This is a genomic window from Cellulomonas sp. P24 (assembly GCF_024704385.1).
In the GTDB taxonomy this organism is placed as follows: domain Bacteria; phylum Actinomycetota; class Actinomycetes; order Actinomycetales; family Cellulomonadaceae; genus JAJDFX01.
Genome location: NZ_JAJDFX010000002.1, coordinates 565,302 through 580,742 on the forward strand (window position 1 = coordinate 565,302; position 15,441 = coordinate 580,742).

Sequence of the window (15,441 nt, forward strand, 5' to 3'; positions counted from 1 at the left end):
CGATGAAGCTCAGGACGAGGTACAAGGTCATGAGTCGAGTATCCGGCGATCGTGAGAGCGCACCCGACGCCCTCGCGGCACCGGCCACGGATGTGCACACAACGTTCACACCGCGACTCCGGCACGCGCTCCTGTGGCGTCAGCGGTCCGCCGTGACCGGCTCGTCCTCGCGCATGCGTTGGCTGATCACGGTCGTCACACCGTCGCCGCGCATCGTCACGCCGTACAGCGCGTCGGCGATCTCCATCGTGCGCTTCTGGTGGGTGACGACGATCAGCTGCGAGTCCTCCTGGAGCTCGCGGAACAGGACCAGCAGCCGCCCGAGGTTCGCGTCGTCGAGCGCCGCCTCGACCTCGTCCATGACGTAGAACGGGCTCGGTCGGGCCTTGAAGATCGCGACCAGGATCGCCACGGCGGTCAGGGACCGCTCGCCTCCTGACAGCAGCGAGAGACGCTTGACCTTCTTCCCTGCAGGACGTGCCTCGACCTCGATCCCGGTGGTGAGCATGTCGGACGGGTCCGTGAGCACGAGTCGCCCCTCGCCGCCCGGGAACAGCCGTGGGAAGACACGGTCGAACTGCTCGGCGGTGTCACGGAAGGCCTCGGCGAACACCTGCTCGACGCGTTCGTCGATCTCGCGGACGATCTCCAGGAGATCGGTCCGCGACTTCTTGAGGTCCGCGAGCTGGTCGGTGAGGAAGCGATGACGCTCCTCGAGGGCGGCGAACTCCTCGAGCGCGAGCGGATTGACCCGGCCGAGGAGCGCGAGCGCACGCTCGGCCGCGCGCAGCCGCTTCTCCTGCTCCTCCCGCACGTAGGGCACCTCGTCGACCGTGGCCTCCTCCGAGCCCTCGGCCGAGGCGACCGCGTCGGGTCCCGGCCGCGGCGCCGCCACGGGGACCCCGCGATGGGGGCCGTACTCGTCCAGGAGAGCCTGCGGCTCCATACCGAGCTCCTCGACGCAGCGGGCTTCGAGCTGCTCGATGCGCAGGCGCTGCTGAGCCCGCGCCACCTCGTCCCGGTGCGCGACGTCGGTGAGCTCGGCGAGCGCCGTCGATCGCGCCTCGACCTCGACGCGCAGCGCGCTCAGGGCCTGGTCGCGTTCGGCCCGTTCGGCCTCGGCGGCGGCACGCGCCTCCCCGGCCAGCACGAGCGACCGCTCGACGTGGGCCAACGTGGCGGCAGAACCGGCGCGGACGGCCTCGGCCAGGTGGGCCTGGTGCGCGCGCACCCGTTCGCGCTCGGCCGCGCGCTCCTGCGCCACCCGCTCGGCTCGCGCGGCGCGCTCGAGCGACTCGGCTCGACCGGCGAGCGCACGGGCACGCTCCTCGCTCGTCCGGAGCGTGAGCCGCGCCTCGGTCTCCCGCGCCCGCGCGGCCGTCGCCACGGCGGCCACCTCGTCGCGCCGGGTGGTTCCCGCCGCGATCGCGTGCTCGGCCTCCTCAGGCTCTGCCTCGGCCGCGGTGAGACGCTGCGACAGCTCGGCGAGCTCGACCTCGTCGCCGGCGAGCGAGGCCAGCGCCGCGTCGAGGGAGGTCTGGACGCGCGCCGCCTCCGCGTGTGCGGAACGGGCGACCGCGCCCAGCTGACCGAGCTGTTCCGCGACGGCGGCGAGCGCGGCGTCCGACTGGTTCAGCCGGTCGAGCGTGTCCTCGTACCGCGCACGCGCCTCGGCAGCCGCCTCGGTAGCCGCGACGAGCTCGAAGCGGGTGCGTTCCGCCCGCGCCACGGCCTCGGCCGAGCCGGCGCGGGCGGACTCGAGCGCCGCCTGCAGGTGCAGCGCGCTGGGCGCCGTCGCCGATCCGCCCGAGGCGTGGTGGGCGGAGAGCAGGTCCCCGGCCCGCGTCACGACCACCAGCTCGGGCCGGTCCGCCACCAGGGCGCGCGCCTCGGTGAGGTCGTCGACCACGACGACCTGCGCGAGCAACGTCGCCACGGGGCCCCGGATGCCTGCCGGGGCCTGGACCAGGTCGGGTGCCCAGCTCGCCGTCGCCGGCAGCCCCTCCGGCCGGGCGGGCTCCACGAGGCCCGCGCCGTCCGGGCCGCCGACCAGCAGTGCCGCACGCCCGACGTCGTCGGTCCGCATCCACCGGATCGCGTCCACCGCGGCATCGACGGACTCCATCGCGACCGCGTCCGCGAGCGGCCCGAGCGCCGCCACGATCGCGTCCTCGTTCCCGGGGACCACACCCAGCAGCGCCGCGACCGACCCGACCGTGCCGACGACCTCGTCGGCCGCGAGCAGAGCACCTGCGCCGTCCTTGCGCGTGAGGCTCAGCTCGAGCGTCTCGATCCGCGAGTTCAGCGTGTCGCGCTCCCGCTCCGCAGCGGTCAGGGTCTCCCGCAGCTCGGCGAGCCGGGCCGTGGTGCGCTCGACCGCATCGGCGGCCTCCTCGTGCTCGGCGTCGAGGCCCTCCTCGCCCTGCTCGACACCGGCGACCTGGCCCTCGAGCGCAGCGAACTGCGTCGTCGCCTCGATCCCGCGCCGTTCGGCCTCGGCGAGCGCGCCCTGCAGCCGGTCGACCTCGTTCTGGGTGGCCTCGAGCCGGCTACGACGCGCCGCGACCTGTCCGGCCAGGCGGGCGAACCCCTCGCGGCGGTCCGCGGCGCCGCGCAGCAGCGTCGCGAGCTCACGCTCCGCCGCCGCGGCGTCGTCCTCCGCCTGCTGACGGTGGGCGACCGCCGCGTCGAGGGCCGCCCGCGCCATCTCGACCTCGGCGGCGAGCTCGGCCTCGGCGGCGCGCACCCGCTCCGCCTGGGCGTCGAGGTCACGGGGGTCGCTCGGACGCTCGGGCGCGGCCGCGGAGCTGCCGAGCAGCCTCAACCGCTCCGACGCGAGTGTCTGGGTGCCGCGCAGCCGTTCTCGCACCGACGACAGCCGGTACCAGACCTCGCTCGCCTCGCTCGCTGCCGGTGCTGCGGCCGCTGCGGCCTGCTCGAGCTCCGCGAGCCGCTCACGCGCCGCTCCGAGCTCGCGCTCGACCTCCGTCCGACGAGCCTGGACGGCGGTCTCGTCGGCGATCTCCTGCTCGAGGGTGGCCGTCAGCTGCGCGAGGTCGTCGGCGAGCAGCCGGGCCCGGGCGTCGCGCAGGTCGGTCTGCACCTGCTGGGCCTTGCGGGCGACCTCTGCCTGCCGGCCGAGCGGACCGAGCTGGCGCCGGATCTCCGTGGTGAGGTCGCCGAGCCGGGTGAGGTTGGCCTGCATCGCCTCGAGCTTGCGGAGCGCCTTCTCCTTGCGCTTGCGGTGCTTGAGAACGCCCGCGGCCTCCTCGATGAACCCGCGCCGTTCCTCGGGCGTCGCTCGGAGCACCGCGTCGAGCTGTCCCTGGCCGACGATCACGTGCATCTCTCGGCCGAGGCCTGAGTCGGACAGCAGGTCCTGGATGTCGAGCAGGCGGCAGGAGGCGCCGTTGATCGCGTACTCGGATCCCCCGCTCCGGAACAACGTCCGGGAGATCGTCACCTCGGTGTACTCGATCGGCAGGGCACCGTCGGTGTTGTCGATCGTCAGCGCGACCTCGGCGCGTCCCAGCGGTGGACGCCCCGCGGTCCCCGCGAAGATGACGTCCTCCATCTTGCCGCCGCGGAGCGACTTGGCCCCCCTGCTCCCCCATCACCCAGGCGAGTGCGTCGACGACGTTCGACTTCCCCGACCCGTTCGGTCCGACGACGCACGTGACACCCGGCTCGAAGTGCAGCGTCGTCGCCGAGGCGAACGACTTGAACCCGCGCAGGGTGAGCGTCTTGAGGTGCACGAGGGGAAGCCTAGGAGGTTCTCAGGGGGAACGGGCGCACGCGCGGGGCGGGCGCGCGCGTGGTCGGACCGGCCGACCGCTCAGAGAGCCGGGAACCAGAGCGCGATCTCGCGCTCCGCGGACTCCACGGAGTCGGAGCCGTGCACGAGGTTCTGCTGCACCGCAAGACCCCAGTCCCGCCCGAGGTCGCCGCGGATCGTGCCGGGCGCCGCGGACGTCGGGTCGGTCGTGCCCGCGAGCGACCGGAAGCCCTCGATGACCCGTTCTCCCTCGGCGACCACCGCGAGGACCGGGCCGGACGCCATGAACTCGACGAGCGGGGCGTAGAACGGCTTGCCGACGTGCTCCGCGTAGTGGGCGGCGAGCAGCGCGTCGTCGGCCGTCCTCAGCTCGACGGCGGTCAGCCGGTAGCCCTTCGCCTCGACGCGTCGAAGGATCTCGCCCGACACCCCCCGTCGGACACCGTCGGGCTTGACGAGGATGAGGGTGCGTTCGGTCCGCGGTGCGCCGGTCGTGTCGGTCATGGCGGACACCCTAGCGGTCGCGGCCGTGGCCCCTCACGCGCTCACCTGACCCGGGTGCGCGGCGTCCCACGCGGCCCGCTCGCGGTCGATCCGGCCGCCGAGCCGCAACGCCACGACCCACAGCACCACGAACAGACCACCGATCGCGAACATCGCGGTGACAGCGACCCCACCTGCCAGCACGGCGACCTGCACGACGCTCCCTGCGACGTACCCACCAGGTCGGCCCACGACCCCGGACAGCAGCACGAGCACCACCGTGAGGGTCCCCCCCCACGGTCCACACCGTGGCCGACGGGGCGACCCGCAGGCCGTACGCGACCAGGGTCGCGAACAGCACCACGAATGCCTCGAGGATCAGGATCGTCTGCGTGAACTGCACCATCGCGGGTCGCTTGCGGACCACCCGGGTGCCCGCGCCCGGGTGCACGGACCGGTTGTCGGCCACGTTGTCAGCAGGAGGCGTCGTCATGGCGCCAGGGTAGTCGGTGACGGCCCACCTCCCGGCGGCACGTCGCGTCCGTCACCCAGCGCTCAGGCCTCGCCGAATCCCCCGTCGACGGCACGGGACACGGCCTCCACAGCGGCGGCGGCCTCGGGTCCCACCGCGTGGACGACGAGGCGCTGGCCGCCTGTCGCCCCGAGCTTCATGAGCTCGAGCACGCTCACGGCGTTCACCCCGCCGATCGTGACGGTGGCGTCGAAACCACTGACCATCCGCGCGAGCTCGGCTGCCGGCCGCGCGTGCAGGCCGAGGGGGTTGCGGAGCACGACCTCACGGACGACGCCGTCGGACGCTGCCGCGCTGCCGTCCGCTGCACCGCTGCCCTCCGCACCGTGCGTCGCACCGTGGCCGAACGCCGTGCCGGCGTCCTGCGCCGCGGCCACGACCTCGTCGAGACCGGCACCACCGGCGGCGGCCACCGCAGCCGCCACGGCGCCCTCCACGAACGGTGCATCGGCGAGCCGGACACGTTCGACGACGTCCTCGTCCGCGAAGTCGAGGACGGCCTCGGTGGTCAGCACCGCCGAGCCGAGGTCCGTCAGCACGACGGCCGCCCTCCCGTCGCCCGTCGCCTCGACCAGCGACTCGGAGACGAGGTCGAAGCTCGTCCCGAGACCGTCGGGCGTCCCGCCGGCCGGCACGATCAGGACCCCTGGTGCCATCTGCCCCGCCAGCGCGGCGGTGCCGCGGGCCAGGTCGCGCGAGTGCGAGACGAGGATCAGCGCGACGGGCACCGGTGCACTCACCCGGCCACCCTCGCGGCGGTGTCGGCCGCGGCCCGCATCACCAGGGCGCTCGACGTCGCGCCCGGATCGATGTGACCGATGCTGCGCTCGCCCAGGTAGCTCGCGCGCCCCTTCGTCGCCAGCAGGTCCTTCGTGTCCTTGGCGCCCTGCTCGGCTGCGGTCGCCGCGGCTGCGAGGACCCCGGACGGACCGGCACCGTCCGCCGCGGCCGCGACCGCTGCGGCGACGGCCGGCGTCCAGGCGTCCACCATGGTCTTCTCGCCCGGGTTCGCCTTGCCCCGCACGACGATCCCCTCGAGACCCGCCTCGAGCATCGCGACCAGCCCGGCGCCGTCGAGGTCGTCGACCATGGTCACCTTCGCGGCACGCAGGTACGCCGTGCCGTAGAGGGCCCGGCGGCGCCGCCGACCGTGGACATGAGGGTGGTCGCGACGAGCTTGAGGACATCGCCGACCGTGGCCGGCGGCTCCGTCAGGGCGTCGAGCTTGGCGACCACGGCCGAGAACCCGCGGTACATGTTCTCGCCGTGGTCGCCGTCGCCGATCTGCCTGTCGAGCTCGATGAGCTCGGCCCGATGCTCCGTCATCACCTGCGCGGTCAGGCGGGTCCAGTCAAGAGCCCAGTCGGGTCCTAGCGTCATGCGAACTCTCCTTGCTCGGGACTCATGGAACTGTCGGTCACCACCGTAGAGCGGCGGTGTGCACCGGAGCGTCCCACAACGTGGTGAGTTCGTCGTCGAGCCGCAGCACCGTGACCGAGCAGCCCTGCATCTCGAGCGACGTCACGTAGTTGCCGACCAACGACCGGCTCACCTCGACGCCTCGGGCCTCGAGGAGCCGCCGCGCCTGGCGGTAGACGATGTACAGCTCGGACGCGGGCGTGCCGCCCATCCCGTTGACGAGCAGCAGGACCTTCTCGCCGCTCGCGAGGCCGAGGTCGTCGGCCACCGGGGTCAGGAGCATCTCGGTGATCGCGTCGGCCGGCGCGGCGGGGATCCGGTGCCGTCCGGGCTCGCCGTGGATGCCGATGCCGATCTCGATCTCCTCGTCCGTGAGGTCGAAGCTCGGCCTCCCGGCGTGCGGGACGGTGCAGGCGCTGAGCGCGACGCCCATGGTCCGCACGTTCGCGATGACCTTCTCCGCGACCGCGACCACGGCGTCCAGGTCGGCACCGCGCGCGGCAGCCGCGCCGGCGATCTTCTCGACCGCGACGGTACCGGCGACGCCTCGTCGACCGGCCGTGTACAGCGAGTCCTCGACGGCGACGTCGTCGTTGACGATCACCGAACGCACCTGCGTGCCCTCGGCGTCGGCCAGCTCGGCGGCGGTCTCGAAGTTGAGGACGTCGCCCGTGTAGTTCTTCACGATCGCCACGACCCCGACGCCACCGTCTGCGGCGATGAGCGCGGGGGCGATCTGGTCAGGCGTGGGGGAGGTGAACACCGCACCCGGGACGGCGGCGTCGAGCATGCCGTGGCCGACGAACCCGGCGTGCAGGGGCTCGTGACCGCTGCCGCCCCCGGACACGAGCCCGACCTTCCCGGTCACCGCTCCACCTGCGCGGAGCACGTACAGCGGGTCGGTGTGGACCTCGACGACGTCTGCGTGGGCAAGACCGAACCCTTCGACCGACTCGGCGACGACGGACTCGGGGTCGTTGATGAGCTTCTTCACGGAGATTCCCTTCTGCACGACGGTGTGATCAGGGCTGCACCAGGGTGCCGCAGCTCGTCATCCACACTGACCTGGGCATTCGCGCGCGTCAAGGGGAGAAGGTTCAGCGGCTGTGCACATTTGTGCAGGTCTGTCCGGTCACCCGCGCCCGAGCAGGATCCGCGCGTCCGCGACCATCGTGATCGACCCCGTCACGATGATCCCCGCCCCGTACTGCTCCTCGCTCTCGGCACGTCCGACCGCGACGTCGATCGCCGCGTCGAGCCGCTCGGCGACGTGCACGCGGTCCTCGCCGAAGACGTCGTAGGCCACCTCGGCGAGCTCCTCGACCGGCATCGACCGCTCCGAGCTCGACATCGTCACGACGACCTCGGCCACGAGCGGTTCCAGCCCGGCGAGGATCCCGACGGCATCCTTGTCCGCGAGGACACCGACGACGGCGACGAGCCGGGTGAACTCGAACGCCTCCTCGACCGCGGCGACGAGGGCAGCGACCCCGGCCGGGTTGTGCGCCGCATCCACGAGGATCGTCGGGCTCGTGCGCACCACCTCGAGCCGACCCGGCGACGTCACGTCGGCGAACGCGGCACCGACCACGTCGCCGTCGAGCGCCGCGCCCTGGTTCAGCAGGACCTCGCACGCGACGAGTGCCAGAAGCGCGTTGTGGGCCTGGTGCTCGCCGTACAACGGGACGAACACCTCTGTGTACAGACCCCCGAGCCCCTGCAACGAGAGCAGCTGACCACCGACCGCGACGTGCCGCGACGACACCGCGACGTCGACCCCCTCGCGCACGACGCGGGCCCCGTGGGTCGCCGCCGCCGCGAGGATGACGCCCTCGACCTCGTGGGTCTGGTCCGCGAGGATGACCGTCGCGCCGTCCTTGATGATCCCGGCCTTGGTCCCGGCGATCTCGGTCAGCTCGTGACCGAGCCAACGCTCGTGGTCGTACGCGATCTGCGAGATCACGGCGACGTCCCCGTCCGCGACGTTCGTCGCGTCCCAGTCGCCCCCCATCCCGACCTCGAGGATCGCGACGTCGACCGGCGCGTCCGCGAACGCCGCGAACGCCATCACCGTGAGGACCTCGAAGAAGCTCATCCGCGGTCCTCCCTCGGCGAGCGACCGCGTGTCGACGAGGTGCACGTACGGTGCGACCTCCTGCCACACCTCGACGAACCGCTCGTCGCTGATCGGCTCACCGTCGATGGCGATCCGCTCGGTCGGGCTCGTCAGGTGCGGGCTCGTGAACCGGCCGGTGCGCAGCCCGTGCTCACGGATCAGCCGCTCGACCATCCGCGAGGTCGAGGTCTTGCCGTTGGTGCCGGTCAGGTGCACGACCCGGAACGCGTGCTGCGGGTCGCCGAGCAGCTCGCACACCGCACGCACCCGGTCGAGGGTCGGGGCGAAGTCGTGCTCCGGGGCACGGTCGAGGATGCCCGCGTAGACCTCGCGCGCGGCGGATCGTGCGTCGTCCGTGCCGCCGGACGGGCGCGGGCCGCGACGTCGCTCGTCGGGGCTCATGCCTGCACCCGCTCGACCTCGGCGGTCGGTGCGTCGACGTCGGCGCCGACTACCACGACCTCGTCGGCGAGGGTCTCGCGGGCGATCAGGTCGCGGTGCTCCTCCATCGCCGCGACCCAGTCCCCCGGGACCTCGAGCCGGAGCCGGACCCGGTCGCTGACGTGCAGGTCCGCAGCCTTGCGGGCGTCCTGCACGACGCGGACGGCGTCCCGCGCGTACCCCTCGGCACGCAGCGCGTCGTCGATCGCGAGGTCGAGCACCACGAAGCCGGAGTCGGTCAGCACCGCCGCGGCGACGTCCTGCCCCGCGTCGGCACCGGTGTCGATGACCGTCGTGAGCTCGAACTCGCCCTCCTGCAGCGACACCTCGCCGTCCGCGGTCCGCACGACCACGGCACCCTGCGGGGTCGAGGACCACTCCCCCGCCTTCGCCGCCCGGATGACGTCCTGCACCCGCTTGCCGAGCCGGGGGCCGACGGCGCGGGCGTTGACCGCGAGCCGCGACGTCACGCCGAACCGTTCGGCCGCCCCGTCGGCGAGCGCCACGAGCTCGACCGTCTTGACGTTGAGCTCGGCCGCGATCAGCGCGCGGTACGGCTCGATCGCCGCAGGGTCGTCGCTCGCGACCGAGAGCGCACGCAGCGGCTGACGCACGCGCAGCGCGTTCGCCTTGCGGAGGCCCAGGGCGACCGAGACGATCTCGCGGACCCGGTCCATCGCCACGACGAGGTCGTGGTCGCCCGCGAGCACGACGTCCGGCTCCCCCGCGCCGATCGCCGGCCAGTCGGTCAGGTGCACACTGCGGGCTCCCGTCAGCCCCCGCCAGATCTCCTCCGAGATCAGCGGAGCCAGCGGAGCCATCACGCGCGTCAACGCCTCGAGGGCGGTCCACAGCGTGTCGAAGGCGTCGTGGTCCTCCGCCCAGAACCGATCGCGCTGCGTGCGCACGTACCAGTTCGTGAGCACATCGAGGTGCGCACGGACCGTGTCGCACGCGCCGGGCACGTCGTACGTGTCCAGCTGCTCGGTCACCGTGCGGACCAGGTCGCCCGTCCGGGCCAGGAGGTACCTGTCCATCGGGGCCAGGCCGTCCACGCGGTCGACGGTCATCGGTCGTGCGGTGTACCCGGCGCCACCGTCGGCCGCCCCGGCGTAGAGCGTGAAGAAGTACCACGTGCTCCACAGCGGGAGCAGGACCTGGCGCACCTCGGCCCGGATCCCCTCCTCCGTGACGACGAGGTTCCCGCCCCGGAGGATCGGCGACGCCATGAGGAACCAGCGCATCGCGTCGGAGCCGTCACGGTCGAACACCTCGGTCACCGCCGGGTAGTTGCGCAGCGACTTGCTCATCTTGCGGCCGTCCGAGCCGAGCACGATCCCGTGCGACACCGACGTCCGGAACGCGGGCCGGTCGAACAACGCGGTCGCGAGCACGTGCAGCAGGTAGAACCAGCCGCGTGTCTGGCCGATGTACTCGGTGATGAAGTCACCCGGGTAGTGGTGCTCGAACCAGTCCGCGTTCTCGAACGGGTAGTGCACCTGCGCGAACGGCATCGAACCGGAGTCGAACCAGACGTCGAGGACGTCCGGGATCCGGCGCATCGTCGAGCGGCCCGTCGGGTCGTCCGGGTTCGGCCTCGTCAGGTCGTCGATGAACGGCCGGTGCAGGTCGGTCACCTCGACGCCGAAGTCGGCCTCGAGCTCGGCGAGCGAGCCGTAGACGTCGACGCGCGGGTATGCGGGATCGTCGCTGCGCCACACCGGGATCGGCGTCCCCCAGTAGCGGTTGCGCGAGATCGACCAGTCGCGTGCACCGGCGAGCCACTTGCCGAACTGGCCGTCCTTGATGTGCTCGGGCACCCAGGTGATCTCCTGGTTCAGCTCGACCATCCGGTCGCGGAACGCGGTGACCCGGACGAACCAGCTGGACACGGCCTTGTAGATCAACGGGTTCCGGCACCGCCAGCAGTGCGGGTAGGAGTGCTGGTAGGTCTCGTGCCGGACGAGGACCGCCCGGTGGGCGACGTCGACGCCCGCCAGGTCGCCCGTGCCCGCCTTGAGGTCGGCGATCACCTTCGGGTTCGCGTCGAACACCTGCAGACCGGCGTAGTCCGGGACCTCGGACGTGAAGCGGCCCTTGGAGTCGACCGGGACCACCGGGGTGATCCCGGCGGCGTCGCACGCGAGCATGTCGTCCTCGCCGAACGCCGGCGCGAGGTGCACGAGCCCGGTGCCGTCCTCCGTGGTCACGTAGTCGGCGGCAAGCACCTGGTGCACGTGCGGACGGCCGGCGAAGTAGCTGAAGATCGGCGTGTACGACCGACCGACGAGGTCGGCACCCGACAGCCGCGCGACGACCTCCGGGGACTCACCGAGCTCGCGCGCGTACGACGCGAGCCGGGAGGCGGCGATCAGGACGCGGTCCCCCGCGAGCGCGCCCTCCGCCGGGACGACGACGACGTAGTCGATCTCCGGGCCCACCGCGACCGCGAGGTTGGACGGCAGGGTCCACGGCGTCGTCGTCCAGACCAGGGCGAGCTCGCCGGTCTCGAGCCGGACGCCGACAGTCACCGCGGGGTCCTGCCGGGACTGGTAGACGTCGGCGTCCATGCCGAGCTCGTGGTTCGACAGCGGCGTCTCGTCGCGCCAGCAGTACGGCAGGACGCGGTAGCCCTCGTAGGCGAGCCCCTTGTCGTGGAGCTGCTTGAACGCCCAGATCACCGACTCCATGTAGGTGAGGTCGAGCGTCTTGTAGTCGTGATCGAAGTCCACCCAGCGGGCCTGGCGGGTGACGTAGTCCTGCCACTCGACCGTGTACTTGAGGACCGAGGTGCGGCACGCGTCGTTGAACGCGGCGATCCCCATCTCGTCGATCTGCGACTTGTCGGTGATCCCGAGGATCCGCTCGGCCTCGAGCTCGGCCGGCAGCCCGTGCGTGTCCCAGCCGAAGCGTCGCTCGACGCGCCGGCCCCGTTGCGTCCGGTACCGGCCGACGATGTCCTTCGCGTAGCCGGTCAGCAGGTGGCCGTAGTGCGGCAGACCGTTGGCGAACGGCGGGCCGTCGTAGAAGACGAACTCGTTGTCGCCGTCGGCGCCGGCAGGTCGCAGGTCCACCGAGGCCTGGAACGTCGCGTCCTGCGCCCAGTACGCCAGGACCTCGCGCTCGAGGGCGGGCAGGTCCGGCGACGGGGTCACGCCGTCGGTGTCGCGGTGCAAGGGATAGGCCACGTCGGGCTCCTGGGGTCGTTCGTACCGTCGCATCTCTGGGCTGCGAGGACGACGGTCGCCGGACGGCCACCCGGCCGCCACGGTCACCACCGCGGTACCACCCCGCTTGCCGACGCACCCGTGCCCGGATCGGGAACGCGAGGTCGGCCTCTCGTCGACGGCTGTGACGGGCCTGCCCCGTCCGGTTCTACTGGGGCCGCGCCATGGCTCGGCCTGTTCTTCCGGAGGCTCACCGGTGATGGCCGGGTCGTCGCCTGTGCGTCCATCGTAGGGGATCACCCGGTGGGGACGACGCACGCGCACGCCTGACGCGCGGCGTCACCGCGCGACCGCGTCGACGGCCAGCGACACCCGGCTCGTCCGACGTGTCAGATCGTGACGGGCGGCTGCGCCGACCAGGGGAACGTGATCCACCGACCGGTGCGACGCCACACGAGATCGGGGTCGATGATCGACCGGGGCTTGGCGTAGAGCACCGCCGAGCGCGCCTCCGCGCAGTGCGCGGCGACCAGTCGCAGCACGAGGGCGAGGGTCTCACCGGTGTCCGCGACGTCGTCGACGACCAGCGCCCGCCTGCCCACGAGCGCGTCGGTGTCCAGCAACGGCGGCAGCACGACGGGGTCGGCGAGGCGGCTGTCGATGCCGGTGTAGAACTCCACGTTCAGCGTGCCCATGACCTTGACGTCGAGCGCGTAGGCGATCGCCGCCGCCGGGAGGAGTCCGCCGCGTGCGACCGCGACGACGACGTCGGGCACGAACCCCGACGCCAGGACCGCCCGCGCCAGCTCACGCGTCGCGTCACCGAACTCCTGCCAGCCGAGGATCTCCCGCTCGGTCGGGACGGGCTGACCCGGCGCGGCCTCACTCGTCGTCATGGTTCCAGCGTAGGGGCTCACCAGGCGCGGCCGGCCCGTCCTCTTGACCTTGACGCGGCGTCAACCTCTAGCGTCGGAGTCGCGTCGCTTCCCGGCGATGTGCGGTCATGGCGCGACGTCCTGCCGTCGCCGTCCTGCGCTGCGCTCAACCCCGATCGGAGGCTCCAGGTGGAACGCACGATCCACGACGTCGCGCGCCTGACCGGGACCACGAGCCGCACGCTCCGGCACTACGACGCGATCGGGCTGGTCCGTCCGAGCCGGGTCGCCCGAACCGGTTACCGGTACTACGACGACGACGCGCTCGTCCGGCTGCAGCGAGCCCTCCTGCTGCGCGACCTCGGGCTCGGGCTCGCCGACGTGCGACGCGTGCTCGACAGCGAGCAGGACCCGGTCGCCGCGCTGCGCGAGCACCTGGCACGACTGCGCGACGAGCAACGGCGCCTCGCCCGTCAGGTGGCATCCGTCACCTGGACGATCACGACACTGGAGAACGGAGACCCCCTCATGGCCGAGACCATGTTCGACGGGTTCGACCACACGCAGCACCAGGACGAGGTCGAGCGGCGCTGGGGGCCGGCCGCGTACGCCGCGTCCGACGCCTGGTGGAAGGAGCTGTCGGTGGACGCCCGCGACGACTGGAGGCAGCAGCTCGCCGAGCTCGGGGCGGGCTGGCTCGCCGCCGCAGAGGCCGGGGTCGCTCCCGACTCGGAGGTCGCCCAGGAGCTCGCGCGGCGGCACTGCGACTGGCTCGCGGGCATCCCGGGCACCCCGGGGGACGGCACCGGGCACCCGCTGAAGGAGTACGTCATCGGACTGGGCGAGATGTACGTCGCCGATCCGCGCTTCGCCGCGACCTACGGGGGGCGAGGCGAATGCCGTGCTCGTGCGGGACGCGCTGCGGGTGTTCGCCGACCGCACCCTGTGACGCGCCGCGGGCGGGCCGGTGCCCGAGAGCACCTGCCCGCCCGTGGAGCGGTCCCGACCCGACGGGCGCCCGGTCAGCCGTTCTGCGGGAACCCGAGGTTGATGCCACCGTGGCTCGGGTCGAGCCAGCGCGACGTGACGACCTTGCCGCGCGTGAAGAACTGCACGCCCTCGAGGCCGTGCGCGTGCGAGTCGCCGAACAACGACGACTTCCAGCCGCCGAAGGAGTAGTACGCCATCGGCACCGGGATCGGCACGTTGACCCCGACCATGCCGACCTGGACCTCGTTCTGGAACCGGCGCGCCGCACCGCCGTCGTTCGTGAAGATCGCCGTCCCGTTGCCGTACCGGTTCGCGTTGATCAGCGCGAGCCCGTCGTCGTACGACTCGACCCGCACGACCGACAGCACCGGGCCGAAGATCTCCTCGGTGTAGATCGACATCTCCGGCGTGACGCGGTCGAACAGGGTCGGGCCGAGCCAGAACCCGCCGGCCTCCCCGTCGACCTCGATGCCGCGGCCGTCCACGACGAGCTCGGCACCCTCGGCGACGCCGGCCGCGACGAATCCCGCGACCTTGTCGCGATGCGCCTCGGTCACGAGCGGCCCCATGTCGGCGCCCACGCCGTCGCGCAGCACGGCGCCGTCCCCGGTCCGGAGCCGCGACATCCGGTCGGTGATCTTCGCGACGAGCTCGTCGGCGACGGGCTCGACCGCCACGAGGACGGAGATCGCCATGCACCGCTCCCCCGCCGAGCCGAAGCCGGCGTTGACGGCGGCGTCGGCGGCCAGGTCGAGATCTGCGTCGGGAAGGACCAGCATGTGGTTCTTCGCGCCGCCGAGGGCCTGGACGCGCTTGCCGTGGGCCGTGCCGGTCTCGTACACGTAGCGTGCGATCGGCGTCGAGCCGACGAACGAGACCGACGCGACGTCCGGGTGCACCAGGAGCGCGTCGACCGACTCCTTGGCGCCGTGGACCACGTTGAACACGCCGTCGGGCAGGCCCGCCTCACGCCACAGCTCGGCGAGCCAGATCGCCGTCGACGGGTCCTTCTCGCTCGGCTTGAGCACGACCGTGTTGCCCGCCGCGATCGCGACCGGGAAGAACCACATCGGGACCATCGCCGGGAAGTTGAACGGGCTGATGATGCCGACGACGCCGAGCGGCTGACGGATCGAGTAGACGTCCACCCGGGTGGACGCGTTCTCCGTGAACCCTCCCTTGAGCAGGTGCGGGATCCCGCAGGCGAACTCGACCACCTCGAGGCCGCGGCTGACCTCTCCGAGCGCGTCCGAGAGCACCTTGCCGTGCTCGGAGGTGACGATCGCGGCGAGCTCGTCCTTCCGCGCGTTGAGCAGCTCACGGAACGCGAAGAGGATCGCGGTCCGCCGGCTCAGCGCCAGGTCCCGCCAGGCGGGGAACGCGGCGCGCGCGGCCGCGACGGCGGCATCGACCTCGTCCGCGCCGCCGAGGGGGACCTCGACGGTCACGCGACCGGTCGCCGGGTTCGTCACCGGCGCCGTGGGGGCACCGTCCGGCGCCGCGACCGCGCGGCCCCCGATCCAGTGCGGCACGAGCGTCCGGGTGCCGTCCCTGACGGCCGTCGACGTGGTGGTGGAGGTGGTCGGCACACTCATGATGGTCGCCTTCGTCCAGGAGGAATGCGGCAGTGCTGACGACGCGGC

At 72.5% G+C, this 15,441-nt stretch carries 8 protein-coding genes and 3 pseudogenes; 1 reads left to right on the plus strand and 10 read right to left on the minus strand.

All coding sequences use genetic code 11. The annotated features are described in order from the left end of the window. Positions 1-139: 139 nt before the first annotated feature. The 9 genes and pseudogenes from smc to LJB74_RS02785 form a co-directional block, all read right to left on the minus strand. Positions 140-3,755 (minus strand): annotated as a pseudogene (gene smc, locus LJB74_RS02745) (chromosome segregation protein SMC). Between the two features lie 80 nt (positions 3,756-3,835). Next, positions 3,836-4,279: a nucleoside-diphosphate kinase gene (gene ndk / locus LJB74_RS02750; protein WP_259307092.1), complete on the minus strand. Its 444-nt coding sequence runs from the start codon at positions 4,277-4,279 to the stop codon at positions 3,836-3,838. A gap of 33 nt (positions 4,280-4,312) precedes the next feature. Continuing rightward, positions 4,313-4,534: a DUF4233 domain-containing protein gene (locus LJB74_RS20545; RefSeq protein WP_310650795.1), complete on the minus strand. Its 222-nt coding sequence runs from the start codon at positions 4,532-4,534 to the stop codon at positions 4,313-4,315. 279 nt (positions 4,535-4,813) lie between these two features. Further along, positions 4,814-5,530 carry a dihydroxyacetone kinase phosphoryl donor subunit DhaM gene (gene dhaM / locus LJB74_RS02760; RefSeq protein ID WP_259307093.1) on the minus strand — a complete coding sequence of 239 codons (717 nt, stop codon included), beginning with the start codon at positions 5,528-5,530 and terminating at the stop codon, positions 4,814-4,816. Next, positions 5,527-6,170, minus strand: a pseudogene (gene dhaL / locus LJB74_RS02765) (dihydroxyacetone kinase subunit DhaL). The gene dhaM and the pseudogene dhaL overlap by 4 nt, the downstream one beginning before the upstream one ends. Positions 6,171-6,207: 37 nt before the next feature. Further along, positions 6,208-7,203, minus strand: coding sequence for a dihydroxyacetone kinase subunit DhaK (dhaK, locus tag LJB74_RS02770; protein WP_259310261.1), 996 nt, complete (start codon positions 7,201-7,203; stop codon positions 6,208-6,210). Between the two features lie 138 nt (positions 7,204-7,341). Beyond that, on the minus strand, positions 7,342-8,727 hold the full coding sequence (locus LJB74_RS02775) for a folylpolyglutamate synthase/dihydrofolate synthase family protein (protein WP_259307094.1): 1,386 nt from the start codon (positions 8,725-8,727) through the stop codon (positions 7,342-7,344). Beyond that, positions 8,724-11,987, minus strand: coding sequence for an isoleucine--tRNA ligase (gene ileS, locus LJB74_RS02780; RefSeq protein ID WP_396125110.1), 3,264 nt, complete (start codon positions 11,985-11,987; stop codon positions 8,724-8,726). The genes LJB74_RS02775 and ileS overlap by 4 nt, the downstream gene beginning before the upstream one ends. A 335-nt stretch (positions 11,988-12,322) precedes the next feature. Beyond that, entirely contained in the window at positions 12,323-12,829 is a 507-nt protein-coding gene (locus tag LJB74_RS02785) for a phosphoribosyltransferase (RefSeq protein WP_259307096.1), read from the minus strand. 168 nt (positions 12,830-12,997) lie between these two features. On the opposite strand from LJB74_RS02785, the pseudogene LJB74_RS02790 reads away from it, so the two are divergent. Then, positions 12,998-13,642 (plus strand): annotated as a pseudogene (locus LJB74_RS02790) (MerR family transcriptional regulator); the annotation flags it as partial. Between the two features lie 188 nt (positions 13,643-13,830). On the opposite strand, the gene LJB74_RS02795 reads toward LJB74_RS02790, so the two are convergent. Then, a complete protein-coding gene (locus LJB74_RS02795) occupies positions 13,831-15,393 on the minus strand; it encodes a CoA-acylating methylmalonate-semialdehyde dehydrogenase (protein WP_259307097.1) in 1,563 nt (520 codons plus the stop codon). Positions 15,394-15,441 lie beyond the last annotated feature (48 nt).